Raw genomic sequence first — 14,273 nt, 5'->3', positions numbered from 1 at the left:
TGGTAATCACCGATGGAGAATTTTGGTGGAGCTGGCGGGAGTTGAACCCGCGTCCGAAATTCCTACATCCTCGGCACTACATGCTTAGTCAGTCTTTACATTCGCTTGCCAGCTGCGGACAGACACGCCACTAACAAACTAGCCTGATTAGATTTAACGCTTCAACCCCAGGCAGGGCATCCACGCGATCTCTTTTGGGTTTGACCTCTCTTTGATCCCCGTCTTAAGAGCGGAAGCTAGGGAGAGAGGGCTCAGAGCAGGTTATTAAGCTGCTAAAGCGTAGTTTTCGTCGTTTGCGACTATTTTTTGCGGCTTTTTACGAGGCCAACCGCCCCTCGGCATGCACCTTGGGTTTCGCAAATCCCGTCGAATCCAGAATCAGCCCCAATGTGTAGGTCAAGTATAACAGATTTGTGAATGTCGTTACCAGCCCCATCACGCAGGATTATTTCAGCAGGGTGGACGAAAAAGCAGCATCAACAAGGATATAGCGTAAGGGCCAGCGAGAGCTGGCCCTCAGGGGAGGGATCAGCGTCCGGCGTGCTTCATAATACGCGCCTTATCCAGCGCCCATTCACGATCCTTCAGGTCGGTACGCTTGTCGTGCTGTTTCTTACCTTTGGCGACGCCGATTTTCACTTTGCACCAGGCGTTCTTCCAGTACAGCGACAGGGCGACAACGGTATAACCTTCGCGGTTAATACGGCCGTACAGCGTGTCGAGTTCGCGCTGGTTGAGCAGCAGCTTACGGGTGCGCGTCGGGTCGCAGACATAGTGGGTGGAAGCCACGGCCATGGGCGTAAAGTTGGCGCCGAACAGGAAGGCTTCGCCATCCTTCAGGATGACATAGCTATCGCCGATGTTGGCTTTGCCTGCACGCAGGGATTTGACTTCCCAGCCCTGCAGGGCGAGACCAGCCTCGTATTCATCTTCGATAAAGTATTCGTGACGGGCGCGTTTATTCAGCGCAATGGTGGCTGATCCAGGTTTGTGGGCTTTTTTCTTAGTCATAATGTCCTGAAGTCATCGTCTTATACACAGTTACCTCGATCGCATCCTGCGAGGTGTACTGCGCATCTTAGCACGAGTTGCGGCACAGCGTTTTTTTTAGCAGCAGATAAATGATATTATTTGCACTGTGTTTAAATGTGGAACCTGCTATGCCTCAGATTAGCCGTACTGCGCTGGTGCCTTTCAGCGCGGAACAGATGTATCAACTGGTAAACGATGTGAAGTCCTATCCTGATTTTCTGCCAGGCTGCACCGGTAGCCGCGTGCTGGAATTCGGGCCGACGCAAATGACGGCGGCGGTTGATGTGTCCAAAGCCGGCATCAGTAAGACCTTCACCACACGCAATACACTGACCAGCAACCAGAGCATTTTGATGAGCCTGGTGGATGGCCCGTTCAAGAAGCTGATTGGCGGCTGGAAGTTTATTCCGCTGAGCCCCGAGGCCTGCAAAATAGAATTCCATCTCGATTTCGAGTTTACCAATAAACTGATTGAGATGGCTTTTGGCCGGATCTTCAAAGAGCTGGCCGCTAACATGGTGCAGGCGTTCACTTCGCGCGCCAAAGAGGTTTACAGTGCCGGCTAATATTCGTGTTGAAGTCGCCTACGCGCTGCCTGAAAAGCAGTATCTGCAGCGGGTCACCCTGGACGAGGGGGCGACGGTCGAGCAGGCGATTATCGCCAGCGGTCTGCTGGCGCTGCGTGATGACATTGATCTGGCGAAAAACAAGCTGGGTATCTACAGTCGTCCGGTAAAGCTGCATGACGAAGTTCACGACGGCGACCGGGTCGAAATCTATCGACCGCTGATCGCAGACCCGAAAGAGCTGCGTCGCCAGCGGGCAGAGAAAAGCGCCGCAAAGTAACCTGCAGCAGACCGGCTATCAGCCATAAAAAAAGCGCTCACCGAGCGCTTTTTGCTTTTCCGGGCCTTACTGACTGGTCAGCGCGGGCTTGTTATCAATGTTAGTCAACACACCGCCGCTGTTGAAGGTCAGGGTCAGGGTCTGCTGAGTCACTTTCTGGTGGCCCGGCTCCTGACGGAAGACATAGAACCAGGTATTGGTGCCGAACGGATCCGTCATCATTGGCGTCCCCAGAGCATAAGCTACCTGCTGTTGCGTCATACCGACACGAATTTTTGCTACATCGTTTGGTGCCAGATAGTTACCCTGGTTGATGTCAGGACGGTAAACCACTCGTTCCAGAGTGGAACAGCCTGCGGTCAACATAAGAAGAACCGCTGCGGCAGCAGTCAGCGTTTTACAGCGCATAGTGATTTGATTCCTTTTTGGGCCCGAGCAGTACGTGGCTCATCTGTAATATGCCGATAATAATAGACCTTAGCGCCGATGGAAACCTCCGGCTGCGGTCAGCAGGCAATTTGCTGTTCACTATGACCCTGTGAAAATCAAAAAGTTTACGCCGCAAGCAACTCTTTCGCGTTTGCCAGGGTGTTGCGCGTGACCTCGCTGCCGCCCAGCAGGCGAGCCAGCTCCTGCAGACGAGCACGCTTATCCAGCGGCTGCATATGGGTTTCGGTCATCTCGCCATCGGTCTCTTTGCAGACAAAGAAATGATGGTGGCCGCAGCCTGCGACCTGCGGCAGGTGGGTCACGCACATCACCTGCGTGGACTCGCCCAGTTGGCGCAGCAGCTTGCCGACCACGGCAGCGGTCGGGCCGCTGATGCCGACGTCCACTTCGTCGAAGATCAGCGCCGGGGTTTCCATTTTACGCGCGGTGATCACCTGAATCGCCAGCGCAATACGCGACAACTCGCCGCCAGAGGCCACTTTCGCGATCGGCTGCAGCGGCTGACCCGGGTTAGTGGTGACGCGGAACTCAATATGATCGGCGCCGTCGGCGGTGAGATGGCGTTCATCAAAAGCGACCTCAATCGCGAAGACTCCGTGCGGCATCGAAAGTGAGTGCATACTCTCGGTGATAAGCTGGGTTAGCTCGTCGGCGCTGGCCTGGCGCAGGGCGTGCAGCTGGCGCGCGGTCTCCAGCGCCAGCTGATGATGTTCGACTACCTGCTGGCTGAGGGATTCCAGAGAGCCGGCGCTGTCGTCCAGCAGGCGCTGCTCTTCGAGCATCGCCTGATAAACCGCCGGCAGCTCTTCCGGCATCACCTGGTGTTTACGCGCCAGCGCGATTTGCCGGGAAATCCGCTGCTCAAGTTCGAACAGACGGTTAGGATCGAGGTCCAGACGGTCGTGATAGTGGCGCAGCTCGTCGCTGGCCTCGCTGAGCTGAATGGCCGCCTCTTCCAGCATATCCAGCACGCCGGAAAGCTTGCTGTCCATACCCACCAGCTCGCTGACCAGCTGCTTCGCGGTATAAAGCTGGCTCTGCAGATTGGCTTCTTCGCCGTCCGCCAGTACCGTCAGGGCATGCTGGCAGGTGCTGAGCAGCTGACCGCTATTGGCCAGGCGCTTGTACTCTTCGTCAATCTGCTCGAATTCTCCCGCCAGCGGGTTAAATTCGTTCAGCTCTTTAAGCTGGTACTGCAGCAGATCGGCGCGGGCGGCGCGCTCCTGGCTCTGCTGCTGATGCTGGGCCAGCTCGCGGCAGCTCTGGTGCCACTGGCGATAGTGCTCGGCCATACGCTGAGTGAGCGCATACTCACCGGTATAGCCGTCGAGCAGCGTTTTCTGGTGTTCGGGTTTGGTCAACAGCTGGTGCGCATGCTGGCCATGGATCTGGATCAGCAGCTGGCCCAGCTCGCGCAGCTGCGAGAGCGGGACGGCGGTGCCGTTGATGAAGCCGCGCGAGCGGCCGTCGGCGCTGATCACCCGGCGAAGTAAACACTCACGCCCGCTCTCCAGCTGGTTCTCTTCCAGCCAGCGCTGGGCGGCCGGGGTATCTTTCAGCGCGAAGCGCGCGCACAGGTCGGCACGGGTAGCGCCGCGACGCACCATGTCGGCTTCCGCTCTGCCGCCGAGGCACAGCCCCAGCGCGTCGATGGCAATGGATTTCCCGGCGCCGGTTTCCCCGGTGATGGCGGTCATACCGCTGTGGAAATCAATTTCCAGTTCACGAACGATAGCAAAATTACTGATGGTGAGTTGCGCCAACATAGCTGCCTTCCTGTATGAAAAACCAATACTGTGTTTTCGTACAGTATAGACTGGTTTTTTATCCAGTAAAGAGGCAGCGATGTAAATCAGAACAATTTTTTCGACCAGCCGAGCTTGGTGCTTAATGTATTGAAATAGCTGTAGTCTTTGGGATGAATCAGATTGAGGTGGTAATCGCAGCGGCGGATGAGGACATCTTCGCCATCCTGGATCGGCAGGGCAATCTGACTGTCGCAGCTGATCTCCAGATCGCTGCAGCGGTGAGAGAAGCGCAGGCGGATGGTGCTGTCGCCGTTGATCACCAGCGGTCGCGCCGAGAGGGTGTGCGGGAACATCGGCACCAGGGTGATGGCGTCCAGCGACGGGGTGAGGATCGGGCCGCCGGCCGACAGCGAATAGGCTGTGGAGCCGGTCGGGGTGGAGATTATCAGGCCATCGGAGCGCTGGGAGAAGGCGAAGACTTCATCGATATAGACTTCGAACTCAATCATATGCGCCACTTTGCCGGGGTGCAGCACCACTTCGTTGATGGCGGTGCTGATGCGTTTCTGGCAATCCTGCTGGCACACCTGGGCCTCCAGCAGAAAGCGTTTCTCGGCGATGTAGTGGCCTTCCAGCACGTCGGCGAGCTGCTGCAGGGCGTTGTCCGGGTCCAGGTCGGTGAGAAAGCCGAGGTTGCCGCGGTTAATGCCGATGACGTTAATGTCATAACGGGCCAGAGTCCGCGCCGCGCCGAGCATATTGCCGTCGCCGCCCACGACCACCGCGAGGTCGGCCTGTTGGCCAATCTCCGCCAGCGTGCCGGTTTTCACGTTGCTGAGCTGGAGTTCATGGGCGATCTGCTGTTCAACCAGCACTTCATACCCTTTGCTGCACAGCCAGCGCCAGAGCATTTCATGTGTGGTCAGGGCGGTGGGGTGACGAGGATGTCCCACAATGCCGATACACTTGAAATGGTTCTTCATGATCTGGATGTCCTTGCGTTAAATGAAATAGTGACAATCTGTCCGCTTCCCTTGAAACCCGGAAACTGATCCCCATAATAAGCGAAGTTAGCGAGATGAATGCGAAAAAAACGCGGAGAAATTCATGAGTAGTAAAGAACAGAAAACGCCTGAGGGGCAAGCCCCGGAAGAAATTATCACGGAGCAGCACGACGACGTTGAGGCGGTAGAGCCTGAAGTTTCGGCTGAGCAGGTGGATCCGCGCGATGAAAAAATTGCGAATCTGGAAGCCCAGCTGGCTGAAGCGCAGAAACGTGAACGTGAAGTGATGCTGCGTGCCAAAGCCGACGAAGATAACCTGCGTCGCCGTACCGAGCAGGATATCGAGAAAGCGCACAAATTCGCGCTGGAAAAATTCGTCAATGAACTGCTGCCGGTGATCGACAGCCTGGACCGCGCGCTGGAAGTGGCCGACAAGGCTAACCCGGAGCTGGCGCCGATGGTGGAAGGGATCGAACTGACCCTCAAATCTATGCTGGACGTAGTGCGTAAGTTCGGCGTGGAAGTGATCGCCGACACCAACGTTCCGCTGGATCCGAACGTCCACCAGGCCATTGCGATGGTCGAGTCTGAAGACGTGGCGGCGGGCAACGTGCTGGCCGTGATGCAGAAAGGTTACACCCTGAACGGCCGCACCATTCGCGCCGCGATGGTGACGGTAGCAAAAGCGAAATAACGTTTGCTGCCTTGCTCAACGGCTGCCCGCGGGCGGCCGTTTTTTATGTCATCGCTCCCCGGCGCGAGATAAAAAAAACGGCGGGCCGCAGCCCACCGTGAGGTTAATTCCTTCGCTCGTGCTACTCCGCGACGCTCTCGCGTAATGATTTCACCGGCATCACTTTCACCTGTTTGATCATGTTGTCCTGCACGTCGAGAATATCAATATCATACTGCTCAATGCGCACGCGGGTGCCCGGGACCGGGATCTCTTCCAGCGCTTCAAGGATGATACCGTTGATGGTGCGCGCTTCATCTTCCGGCAGGTGCCAGTTGAACGCTTTGTTGATTTCGCGAACGTTGGCGCTGCCGTCGATTATCACGGTGCCGTCGTTGAGCGGGGTTACTTCCTCCGCCAGGGTGGGTGACATGGAGGTGGTGAAGTCGCCGACAATCTCTTCAAGAATATCTTCTACGGTGACCAGCCCCTGAATATCGCCGTATTCATCGACAACCAGACCGACTTTCTTTTTATTACGCTGGAATTTCACCAGCTGGGTGCTGAGCGGCGTCCCTTCAGGAACAAAGTAGATCTCATCTGCCGCTCGCAGCATGATCTCTTTTGTGAACTCTTTCTTCTCCGTCATCAGTCGGTAGGCTTCGCGGACGCGCAGCATGCTGATGGCATCGTCCAGCGAATCGCGGTAGAGCACAATGCGGCCGTGTGGGGAGTGGGTCAGCTGGCGGACGATAGATTTCCAGTCGTCATTGATGTCGATGCCGACAATCTCATTGCGCGGCACCATGATGTCGTTAACGCTGACCTTCTCCAGGTCCAGCACCGACAGCAGCATGTCCTGATTGCGTCGTGAGATTTGTGAACGGGATTCATTCACAATCGTGCGCAGTTCATCTTTGCTCAGGGCGCTGCTGATGACGGTATCGGTGCGGATGCCCATCATGCGCATCAGTATGCGGGTGATGGTATTCAGCAGCCACACCAGCGGCATCATCAGCACCTGCAGGGGCGCCAACAGGAAGCTGCTGGGGTAGGCAACTTTTTCCGGGTAGAGGGCGGCGATGGTTTTCGGCAGGACTTCGGCAAATACCAGCACCACAAAGGTGAGTACGCCGGTGGCGATCGCGACGCCGGCATCGCCGTACAGGCGCATGCCGACGATGGTGCCCAGCGCCGAGGCGAGAATGTTGACGAGGTTATTACCGATGAGCACGAGGCTAATCAGGCGGTCCGGCTTGCGCAGCAGCTTCTCCACGCGCTTGGCGGGGCGGTTGCCTTGTTTCGCCATATGACGCAGCCGGTAGCGGTTCAGCGTCATCATGCCGGTTTCGGAGCCGGAGAAATAGGCAGAGATAATCACCATGACGATCAGCGTTATGATCAGCGTGGTGGTGGAGATATGTTCCACGTAGGATTCCTTAAAAGACTTAGCTCACGAACTGTTGCAGCACGCGGCTACCAAAATAGGCCAGCGTCAGCAGACCGGCGCCAGCGACGCTGAACCAGACCACGCGACGTCCGCGCCACCCTTCATGATAGTGGCCCCACAGCAGGACGATATAGACGAACCACGCAATAATCGACAGCACCGCTTTATCAATGTTTTCGCTGCTGAACAGATTGTGCATATAGAACAGGCCGCTGCACAGCGTCAGAGTCAGCAGCACTACGCCGACCTGAGTGATGTGGAACATTTTGCGCTCAATGCTCATCAGCGGCGGCATTTCGCTGCTGAAGGCCAGCTTTTTATTCTTTAACTGGTAGTCGATCCACGCCAGCTGTAGCGCATACAGCGCGGCAATAATCAGCGTGGCGTACGAGAAGAGCGACAGGCCGATATGCACCAGCATCCCCGGAGTGGTTTCCAGGTGGGTGATATATTCGTTAGGCACGAAGGTGGCGAAGGCCAGGTTGATCAGCGCGAAGGCATAGACGATAGGCAGCAGCAGCCAGCCGCGATTGCGCGAGGCCACGATAGTCATCACCGTACAGATCATCAGGCTCACCAGCGACCCGACGTTCAGTAAGCTGAGGTTTTGCCCGCTCTCGCCGCCGGGGAATATCCGTGCTTCCAGCGCAAAAGCATGGCAAATCAACGCGATAGTCGCAGATAAAATCGCCATTCGCCGCCAGCTGCTGTTTTTTTGCAGCAAGCCGGGGATAATCAGCGCGAGGCTGACGGAGTAGGCGACAAGGGCGAGTAGAGCAAAAACAGGCATAGGTGTCGGCTGTTGGCTAAATAAGAAAGAGAAGCAGTATAACGTCAGCAGGCCTCTGCTCCAACCGTTGCAGCACATTCAGATTGATGTCGTGTTATACTCCGCCACATTCGTTTTGTGTGTCGCTGCGGCGACCGACCGTTTCCACCTCAGGCGAGAGACAATGTTTGATAATTTAACCGATCGTTTGTCGCGTACGCTGCGCAACATTAGCGGCCGCGGACGCCTTACAGAAGACAATATTAAAGACACCCTGCGCGAAGTGCGCATGGCGCTGCTGGAAGCGGACGTTGCGCTTCCGGTGGTACGGGACTTCATTAGCCGCGTCAAAGAGAGCGCGGTCGGCCATGAAGTCAATAAAAGCCTGACCCCGGGTCAGGAGTTCGTCAAAATCGTCCGCAACGAGCTGGTGGCGGCGATGGGCGAAGAGAACCAGACCCTCGACCTGGCGGCGCAGCCGCCGGCGGTGGTGCTGATGGCGGGCCTGCAGGGGGCTGGTAAAACCACCAGCGTCGGTAAGCTGGGGAAATTCCTGCGCGAGAAGCACAAGAAGAAAGTGCTGGTGGTCTCTGCGGACGTTTACCGCCCGGCGGCGATCAAACAGCTGGAGACCCTGGCCGAGCAGGTCGGCGTCGACTTCTTCCCGTCCGACGTCGGGCAGAAGCCGGTTGATATCGTCAACGCGGCGCTGAAAGAAGCGAAGCTCAAATTCTACGACGTGCTGCTGGTGGATACCGCCGGTCGTCTGCACGTTGACGAAGCGATGATGGACGAAATTAAGCACGTCCACGCCGCCATTAATCCGGTTGAAACCCTGTTCGTCGTCGATGCGATGACCGGCCAGGATGCGGCGAATACCGCCAAAGCCTTTAACGAAGCGCTGCCGCTGACCGGCGTGGTGCTGACCAAAGTGGACGGCGACGCCCGCGGCGGCGCGGCGCTGTCGATTCGCCATATTACCGGTAAGCCGATTAAATTCCTCGGCGTCGGCGAGAAAACCGAAGCGTTGGAACCGTTCCATCCGGACCGCGTCGCCTCCCGCATCCTCGGCATGGGCGACGTGCTGTCGCTGATCGAAGATATCGAGAGTAAAGTCGACCGCGCGCAGGCCGAGAAGCTGGCCTCCAAGCTGAAGAAAGGCGACGGCTTCGACCTCACCGACTTCCTGGAGCAGCTGCGCCAGATGAAAAACATGGGCGGCATGGCCAGCCTGATGGGCAAGCTGCCGGGTATGGGCCAGATCCCGGACAACGTCAAAGCGCAGATGGACGACAAAGTGCTGGTGCGTATGGAAGCGATCATCAACTCGATGACCCTGAAAGAGCGCGCTAAGCCGGAAATCATCAAAGGTTCACGTAAGCGCCGTATCGCCGCCGGCTGCGGGATGCAGGTGCAGGATGTGAACCGTCTGCTCAAGCAGTTCGACGACATGCAGCGCATGATGAAGAAGATGAAGTCGAAAGGCGGCATGATGAAGATGATGCGCGGGATGAAAGGGATGATGCCTCCAGGCTTCCCGGGCCGTTAAAAACAAGGGCATAAGGCTATCTTGTTTGTCATTTTAGCGCAGAGGTGTGTGCGCCATCCTCACGTACGACGTGTACGTTCCGGTGGCTGCGCGCACGCCGGCAGCTAACTGACTGCACCGCCGACGGCCTTTTACAGCAGACTTATCAACTGCTGATTGCATTTTCCCCAGAAATCAGTAAAATTTTCGGGCTTTTAATATGACACCGGGCTCCGTTCCTCGATGGGGCCCGGTTGTTTTATTCACACAAGAGGATGTTATGGTAACTATTCGTTTAGCACGTCACGGCGCTAAAAAGCGTCCGTTCTACCAGGTTGTTGTCACCGACAGCCGTAATGCACGCAACGGTCGCTTCATCGAGCGCGTTGGTTTCTTCAACCCGATCGCTAACGGTGCGGAAGAAGAAACTCGCCTGGATCTGGATCGTATCGCTCACTGGGTTGGCCAGGGCGCTACTGTTTCCGATCGCGTTGCCGCGCTGATCAAAGCCGCTAACAAAGCAGCTTAATCTGTCACGGTGGTCATGATGAGCAAGCAACACACCGCACAAGCACCTGTTGATCCGATCGTATTGGGGAAAATGGGTTCTTCCTACGGTATCCGTGGTTGGCTCAGAGTGTTTTCCTCCACCGAAGACGCCGAAAGCATTTTTGACTATCAGCCCTGGTTAATCCAGAAGGCGGGTCAGTGGCAGGTTGTTGAGCTGGAAAGCTGGCGCCACCACAATCAGGACATCATCATCAAGCTGAAAGGCGTTGACGATCGTGATGCCGCGAATCTACTGACTAATTGCGAAATTATCGTGGATTCATCGCAGTTGCCGGAGCTGGAAGAGGGTGACTACTACTGGAAAGACCTGATGGGCTGCCAGGTAGTGACGACGGAAGGCTATAGCCTCGGTAAAGTCATCGATATGATGGAAACCGGGTCTAATGACGTGCTCGTCATCAAGGCAAACCTGAAAGATGCATTTGGTATCAAGGAGCGGTTGGTTCCGTTCCTCGATGGGCAGGTTATCAAGAAAGTCGATCTCACTACGCGTACTATCGAAGTAGATTGGGATCCTGGTTTTTAAATTCTCCGGATAAACGGTAAAAGACGGCGCTATGTGGATTGGCATAATTAGCCTGTTTCCTGAAATGTTCCGCGCAATTACCGATTACGGGGTAACTGGCCGGGCAGTAAAAAATGGCCTGCTGAGCATCGAAAGCTGGAGTCCTCGCGACTTCACGCATGACCGGCACCGTACCGTGGACGATCGTCCTTACGGCGGCGGACCGGGGATGCTAATGATGGTGCAACCCTTACGGGATGCCATTCATGCAGCAAAAGCCGCGGCAGGTGAAGGCGCGAAGGTGATTTATCTGTCACCTCAGGGACGCAAGCTTGATCAAGCGGGCGTCAGCGAACTGGCAACGAATCAGAAACTGATTCTGGTGTGCGGTCGTTACGAAGGGATAGACGAGCGCGTAATCCAAACCGAAATTGACGAAGAATGGTCAATCGGCGATTACGTTCTCAGCGGTGGTGAGTTACCGGCAATGACGCTGATTGACTCCGTTTCCCGGTTCATTCCGGGAGTACTGGGCCATGAAGCATCGGCAACGGAAGATTCCTTTGCTGATGGGTTGCTGGATTGCCCCCACTATACCCGTCCTGAAGTGTTAGAAGAGATGGAAGTACCGCCAGTATTGCTGTCGGGAAACCATGCTGAGATACGTCGCTGGCGTCTGAAGCAGTCGCTGGGCCGCACCTGGCTTAGAAGACCTGAACTTCTGGAAAACCTGGCTCTGACTGAAGAGCAAGCAAAGCTGCTGGCGGAGTTCAAAACTGAACACGCGCAACAGCAGCATAAACATGATGGGCAGGCGTGAGCCCCCAATATCAGTTTACCCAGGATAAGAGATTAAATTATGAGCAACATTATTAAGCAACTTGAACAAGAACAGATGAAGCAGGACGTACCTTCCTTCCGTCCGGGTGATACCGTGGAAGTGAAAGTATGGGTTGTTGAAGGTTCCAAAAAACGTCTGCAGGCATTCGAGGGCGTGGTTATCGCTATTCGTAACCGCGGTCTGCACTCTGCATTCACTGTTCGCAAAATTTCCAACGGCGAAGGCGTTGAGCGTGTCTTCCAGACTCACTCTCCGGTAGTTGACAGCATTGCTGTTAAACGTCGTGGTGCTGTACGTAAAGCTAAACTGTACTACCTGCGTGAGCGCACTGGTAAGTCTGCTCGTATCAAAGAGCGTCTTAACTAAGATTCGCTTTCGCGACATCCTGACAAAAAGGGCTGGCCTCAGGGCCGGCCCTTTTTTTATCTTTGTTGTAACCATCGTGATGTAAATCATTTACAATACGCCCTCTATTCGGAGGGGCGGTGGTCAGTAACAGTTTTCAGCAAACGACACCTAAACGGCGAGCCGCCTGGCTGGCGCTGTTGGCGATCCTGCTGATCGTGGTGGCCCCCCTGATCTCCGTCTCCCTGCAAAAAGACCCTATGAGCGCCATGCCCGGCATGCACCACGCCATGATGATGGACAGCTCGCCAGCGAGTATGGCGCAGATGCCCGGCCACGATATGGCGATGATGCACAGCACAGACGGCGCTACGCCTACCGGACACGAACTGCCGCTGGACCATGCCGAAGCCTGTGGCTATTGCGTGCTGTTAGCCCATGTCCCAGGGCTGATGTTCGCGCTGGCGCTGTTCGTCGCCATGCTCCTGCGGCGCATTCGCCTGCCGGCTTCTCGCCCGGTATTAAAACACTGGCGCTACTCTCCCTGGCTCTACCCCGAAACCCGCGCCCCGCCGCGGCTGTCTGCTTTTTCCCTTTCATAAAAATCAATCTGCGCACCGCGCAACGACCTCTTTTGCTTTAAAAAAGGAAAAGTATGACAACCTGCACCTCGCGCGCGGCATGGCTGAACCTGCTGCGTCGCCTCCATTTCTATATCGGGCTGTTTATCGGACCGTTTATCTTTGTCGCAGCCCTGACCGGTACGCTTTATGTGGCGACGCCGCAACTGGAAAACTGGCTCTATCACGATGCGCTGTATGGCCTTCCCGAAGGCACCCCGCAACCGCTCAGCGCCCAGATTGCGCTGGCCGAGGAAGCGACCCAGGGTAATCTGCGGCTGCTGGCGGTGCGTCCGGCCCCCGCGGTGGGCGAGACCACCCGCATTATGTTTGCCGATCCGCGTCTCGGGGAGTCGGAATCCCGGGCCATTTTTGTCGATCCGATCGCGCTGCGGGTGAAGGGCGATATGACGGTCTACGGCACCAGCGGCATCCTGCCGCTGCGTCAGTGGATTGACTATGCGCATCGTTCGCTGCTGTTGGGCGACAGCGGGCGGCTCTACAGCGAACTGGCTGCCTCATGGATGTGGGTGGCCGCGCTGGGGGGCATTGCCCTGTGGGCGATGACGCGTCCAAAACGGCGGATCAGTAACGCCCTGCAGAATCATCGTCGGCTGCACGTGACGCTGGGCTGGAGTTTACTGCTGGGCATGCTGCTCTTCTCCGCCACCGGCCTGACCTGGTCGCAATGGGCCGGCGGCAATGTGGATAAAATGCGGGCGGCTTTCGGCTGGTGGACGCCGCAGGTCAATACCCTGCTGCACGGTGAGGCACCGATGGCACACGATCCCCATGCCGGGCATCACAGGGAGGCGATGGCCATGACCCAGCATCAGCCCGCGCAGTTTGACCGGGCACTGGCGGTGGCCCGTCAGGCGGGGCTGAACGCCAGCCGGCTGGAGATCCGTCCCCCGGTATCAGACGGACGCGCCTGGACGGTGAATGAGATCGACCGCCGCTGGCCGACGCAGGTGGATGCGGTAGCGATCGATGGCGCCACGATGGAGGTGGTGGATCGCACCCATTTTGCCGACTTTCCTCTGATGGCGAAACTTACCCGCTGGGGCGTCGATTTCCATATGGGGATCCTCTTCGGTCTGGCGAATCAACTGCTGCTGGTGGGGTTTGGCTGTGCGCTGTGCGTAACCATCGCCGTGGGGTACCGGCTGTGGTGGATGCGCCGTCCGCCTCAGGCCGTCTGGGATCCGGCGCATTCGCTGCTGCGGGCGTGGCTGTCGCTCGCCTGGCCTGCCCGTGGGCTGGTGCTGGGGATAGCGTTAGCCCTGGGTCTGGCCATGCCGTTGATGGGCATCAGCCTGGTGTTGTTCATTGCCGTTGACTACCTGCGCTGGCGCGCGGCAACGGCAATGAGGATGGCGAAGTCCAGCGATTAAGCGGACGTTTACGGCGTGCTGATGACCACCGTAACCCGGCGGTTTTCAGCGCGCCCGGCCGCGGTGTCGTTGCTGGCGATCGGGTATTTTTTGCCAAGGCCGCGGGTGACTAAATTACTGCGCGGGATATGGGCGCCTTCCGCCCAGGCATCGGCTACGCTGTTGGCCCGCTTAAGCGACAGGGCTTCGTTATAGCTATCCTCACCATAATTATCGGTGTGGCCTTCAAGGCGGCTATGCGTTATCCCGGTTGTCGCCAGCCGCGAGGCCATTTGGGTGATCTGCTGGCGGCTGTCGGGACGTAGTCGGTAGTCATTCTTGTCAAACAGGATGCTATCGGATAAGCCCAGGGACCAATCGCCGTTGCTTTCAGTGAAGCCGTAAGATTTCATCGCCGCCACCTGCTCGGGGGTAAATTTTCCCTGAGGAGCCTGGCAACCTGTCAAAAGCGCCGCCGCCATCAGGGCGGGGGCGAAATATTTCGTGATCATAATGCGT

General features: G+C 56.8%; 17 protein-coding genes and 1 other RNA gene. 10 read left to right on the top strand and 8 right to left on the bottom strand.

Features of this window, described 5'->3' with window-relative positions:
- Positions 1 to 23 precede the first annotated feature (23 nt).
- Positions 24 to 386: a transfer-messenger RNA gene (ssrA, locus tag ABLV64_RS13400) on the bottom strand.
- A gap of 142 nt (positions 387 to 528) precedes the next feature.
- Positions 529 to 1,011, bottom strand: coding sequence for an SsrA-binding protein SmpB (smpB, locus tag ABLV64_RS13395; protein WP_002914164.1), 483 nt, complete (start codon positions 1,009 to 1,011; stop codon positions 529 to 531).
- Between the two features lie 149 nt (positions 1,012 to 1,160).
- On the opposite strand from smpB, the gene ABLV64_RS13390 reads away from it, so the two are divergent.
- Positions 1,161 to 1,598: a type II toxin-antitoxin system RatA family toxin gene (locus ABLV64_RS13390; RefSeq protein ID WP_004145683.1), complete on the top strand. Its 438-nt coding sequence runs from the start codon at positions 1,161 to 1,163 to the stop codon at positions 1,596 to 1,598.
- Positions 1,588 to 1,878 carry an RnfH family protein gene (locus ABLV64_RS13385; RefSeq protein WP_004145682.1) on the top strand — a complete coding sequence of 97 codons (291 nt, stop codon included), beginning with the start codon at positions 1,588 to 1,590 and terminating at the stop codon, positions 1,876 to 1,878. The genes ABLV64_RS13390 and ABLV64_RS13385 overlap by 11 nt, the downstream gene beginning before the upstream one ends.
- Positions 1,879 to 1,944: 66 nt before the next feature.
- On the opposite strand, the gene bamE is transcribed toward ABLV64_RS13385, so the two are convergent.
- From bamE to nadK, 3 genes are all read right to left on the bottom strand, one after another.
- On the bottom strand, positions 1,945 to 2,286 hold the full coding sequence (bamE, locus tag ABLV64_RS13380; protein WP_002914160.1) for an outer membrane protein assembly factor BamE: 342 nt from the start codon (positions 2,284 to 2,286) through the stop codon (positions 1,945 to 1,947).
- Positions 2,287 to 2,432: 146 nt separating this feature from the next.
- Complete coding sequence (gene recN / locus ABLV64_RS13375; RefSeq protein ID WP_004206849.1) at positions 2,433 to 4,094, bottom strand: DNA repair protein RecN; 1,662 nt, start codon at positions 4,092 to 4,094, stop codon at positions 2,433 to 2,435.
- A gap of 86 nt (positions 4,095 to 4,180) precedes the next feature.
- Positions 4,181 to 5,059, bottom strand: a complete 879-nt coding sequence (gene nadK / locus ABLV64_RS13370) for an NAD(+) kinase (RefSeq protein WP_002914158.1) — start codon at positions 5,057 to 5,059, stop codon at positions 4,181 to 4,183.
- A gap of 124 nt (positions 5,060 to 5,183) precedes the next feature.
- Here nadK and grpE point away from each other — a divergent pair, with 124 nt between their 5' ends.
- A complete protein-coding gene (gene grpE / locus ABLV64_RS13365) occupies positions 5,184 to 5,774 on the top strand; it encodes a nucleotide exchange factor GrpE (protein WP_004174800.1) in 591 nt (196 codons plus the stop codon).
- Positions 5,775 to 5,895: 121 nt separating this feature from the next.
- On the opposite strand, the gene ABLV64_RS13360 is transcribed toward grpE, so the two are convergent.
- Together ABLV64_RS13360 and ABLV64_RS13355 are read right to left on the bottom strand one after the other, a co-directional pair.
- Complete coding sequence (locus ABLV64_RS13360) at positions 5,896 to 7,182, bottom strand: HlyC/CorC family transporter (protein ID WP_023318900.1); 1,287 nt, start codon at positions 7,180 to 7,182, stop codon at positions 5,896 to 5,898.
- 19 nt (positions 7,183 to 7,201) lie between these two features.
- Positions 7,202 to 7,993: an inner membrane protein YpjD gene (locus ABLV64_RS13355; protein WP_002914153.1), complete on the bottom strand. Its 792-nt coding sequence runs from the start codon at positions 7,991 to 7,993 to the stop codon at positions 7,202 to 7,204.
- Positions 7,994 to 8,156: 163 nt separating this feature from the next.
- Between ABLV64_RS13355 and ffh the strand changes: the two genes are divergently transcribed.
- The 7 genes from ffh to ABLV64_RS13320 all read left to right on the top strand — a co-directional run bounded on the left by ffh (position 8,157) and on the right by ABLV64_RS13320 (position 13,775).
- The gene (gene ffh / locus ABLV64_RS13350; RefSeq protein WP_002914152.1) at positions 8,157 to 9,521 is read left to right on the top strand and encodes a signal recognition particle protein; all 1,365 of its coding nucleotides are present in this window, start codon (positions 8,157 to 8,159) and stop codon (positions 9,519 to 9,521) included.
- A 259-nt stretch (positions 9,522 to 9,780) separates the two neighbouring features.
- The gene (rpsP, locus tag ABLV64_RS13345) at positions 9,781 to 10,029 is read left to right on the top strand and encodes a 30S ribosomal protein S16 (protein ID WP_002914149.1); all 249 of its coding nucleotides are present in this window, start codon (positions 9,781 to 9,783) and stop codon (positions 10,027 to 10,029) included.
- An 18-nt stretch (positions 10,030 to 10,047) separates the two neighbouring features.
- Positions 10,048 to 10,596: a ribosome maturation factor RimM gene (gene rimM / locus ABLV64_RS13340; RefSeq protein WP_004150977.1), complete on the top strand. Its 549-nt coding sequence runs from the start codon at positions 10,048 to 10,050 to the stop codon at positions 10,594 to 10,596.
- Positions 10,597 to 10,627: 31 nt separating this feature from the next.
- Entirely contained in the window at positions 10,628 to 11,395 is a 768-nt protein-coding gene (gene trmD / locus ABLV64_RS13335; RefSeq protein WP_002914147.1) for a tRNA (guanosine(37)-N1)-methyltransferase TrmD, read from the top strand.
- A 39-nt stretch (positions 11,396 to 11,434) separates the two neighbouring features.
- Entirely contained in the window at positions 11,435 to 11,782 is a 348-nt protein-coding gene (gene rplS, locus ABLV64_RS13330) for a 50S ribosomal protein L19 (protein WP_002914145.1), read from the top strand.
- Positions 11,783 to 11,901: 119 nt separating this feature from the next.
- Positions 11,902 to 12,363, top strand: a complete 462-nt coding sequence (locus tag ABLV64_RS13325) for a DUF2946 domain-containing protein (RefSeq protein ID WP_085846556.1) — start codon at positions 11,902 to 11,904, stop codon at positions 12,361 to 12,363.
- A gap of 53 nt (positions 12,364 to 12,416) precedes the next feature.
- Entirely contained in the window at positions 12,417 to 13,775 is a 1,359-nt protein-coding gene (locus tag ABLV64_RS13320; RefSeq protein WP_004206847.1) for a PepSY-associated TM helix domain-containing protein, read from the top strand.
- 8 nt (positions 13,776 to 13,783) lie between these two features.
- On the opposite strand, the gene ABLV64_RS13315 is transcribed toward ABLV64_RS13320, so the two are convergent.
- Positions 13,784 to 14,266, bottom strand: coding sequence for an OmpA family protein (locus ABLV64_RS13315; RefSeq protein WP_017900643.1), 483 nt, complete (start codon positions 14,264 to 14,266; stop codon positions 13,784 to 13,786).
- Between the last annotated feature and the right edge of the window lie 7 nt (positions 14,267 to 14,273).

The organism is Klebsiella sp. JB_Kp031 (assembly GCF_040064295.1).
In the GTDB taxonomy this organism is placed as follows: domain Bacteria; phylum Pseudomonadota; class Gammaproteobacteria; order Enterobacterales; family Enterobacteriaceae; genus Klebsiella; species Klebsiella quasipneumoniae.
The sequence above is the reverse complement of the archived record's forward strand: the minus strand, read 5'-3'. Positions and strand labels throughout refer to the sequence as shown.

What these genes read in the sequence shown, in the direction of transcription:
- rpsP (WP_002914149.1), top strand. Translation starts at nt 9,781, where the DNA reads ATGGTAACTATTCGTTTAGCACGTCACGGCGCTAAAAAGCGTCCGTTC.
- ABLV64_RS13315 (WP_017900643.1), bottom strand. Translation starts at nt 14,266, where the DNA reads ATGATCACGAAATATTTCGCCCCCGCCCTGATGGCGGCGGCGCTTTTG.
- ffh (WP_002914152.1), top strand. Translation starts at nt 8,157, where the DNA reads ATGTTTGATAATTTAACCGATCGTTTGTCGCGTACGCTGCGCAACATT.
- ABLV64_RS13390 (WP_004145683.1), top strand. Translation starts at nt 1,161, where the DNA reads ATGCCTCAGATTAGCCGTACTGCGCTGGTGCCTTTCAGCGCGGAACAG.
- bamE (WP_002914160.1), bottom strand. Translation starts at nt 2,286, where the DNA reads ATGCGCTGTAAAACGCTGACTGCTGCCGCAGCGGTTCTTCTTATGTTG.
- ABLV64_RS13320 (WP_004206847.1), top strand. Translation starts at nt 12,417, where the DNA reads ATGACAACCTGCACCTCGCGCGCGGCATGGCTGAACCTGCTGCGTCGC.
- nadK (WP_002914158.1), bottom strand. Translation starts at nt 5,059, where the DNA reads ATGAAGAACCATTTCAAGTGTATCGGCATTGTGGGACATCCTCGTCAC.
- grpE (WP_004174800.1), top strand. Translation starts at nt 5,184, where the DNA reads ATGAGTAGTAAAGAACAGAAAACGCCTGAGGGGCAAGCCCCGGAAGAA.
- recN (WP_004206849.1), bottom strand. Translation starts at nt 4,094, where the DNA reads ATGTTGGCGCAACTCACCATCAGTAATTTTGCTATCGTTCGTGAACTG.
- rplS (WP_002914145.1), top strand. Translation starts at nt 11,435, where the DNA reads ATGAGCAACATTATTAAGCAACTTGAACAAGAACAGATGAAGCAGGAC.
- trmD (WP_002914147.1), top strand. Translation starts at nt 10,628, where the DNA reads ATGTGGATTGGCATAATTAGCCTGTTTCCTGAAATGTTCCGCGCAATT.
- smpB (WP_002914164.1), bottom strand. Translation starts at nt 1,011, where the DNA reads ATGACTAAGAAAAAAGCCCACAAACCTGGATCAGCCACCATTGCGCTG.
- rimM (WP_004150977.1), top strand. Translation starts at nt 10,048, where the DNA reads ATGAGCAAGCAACACACCGCACAAGCACCTGTTGATCCGATCGTATTG.
- ABLV64_RS13355 (WP_002914153.1), bottom strand. Translation starts at nt 7,993, where the DNA reads ATGCCTGTTTTTGCTCTACTCGCCCTTGTCGCCTACTCCGTCAGCCTC.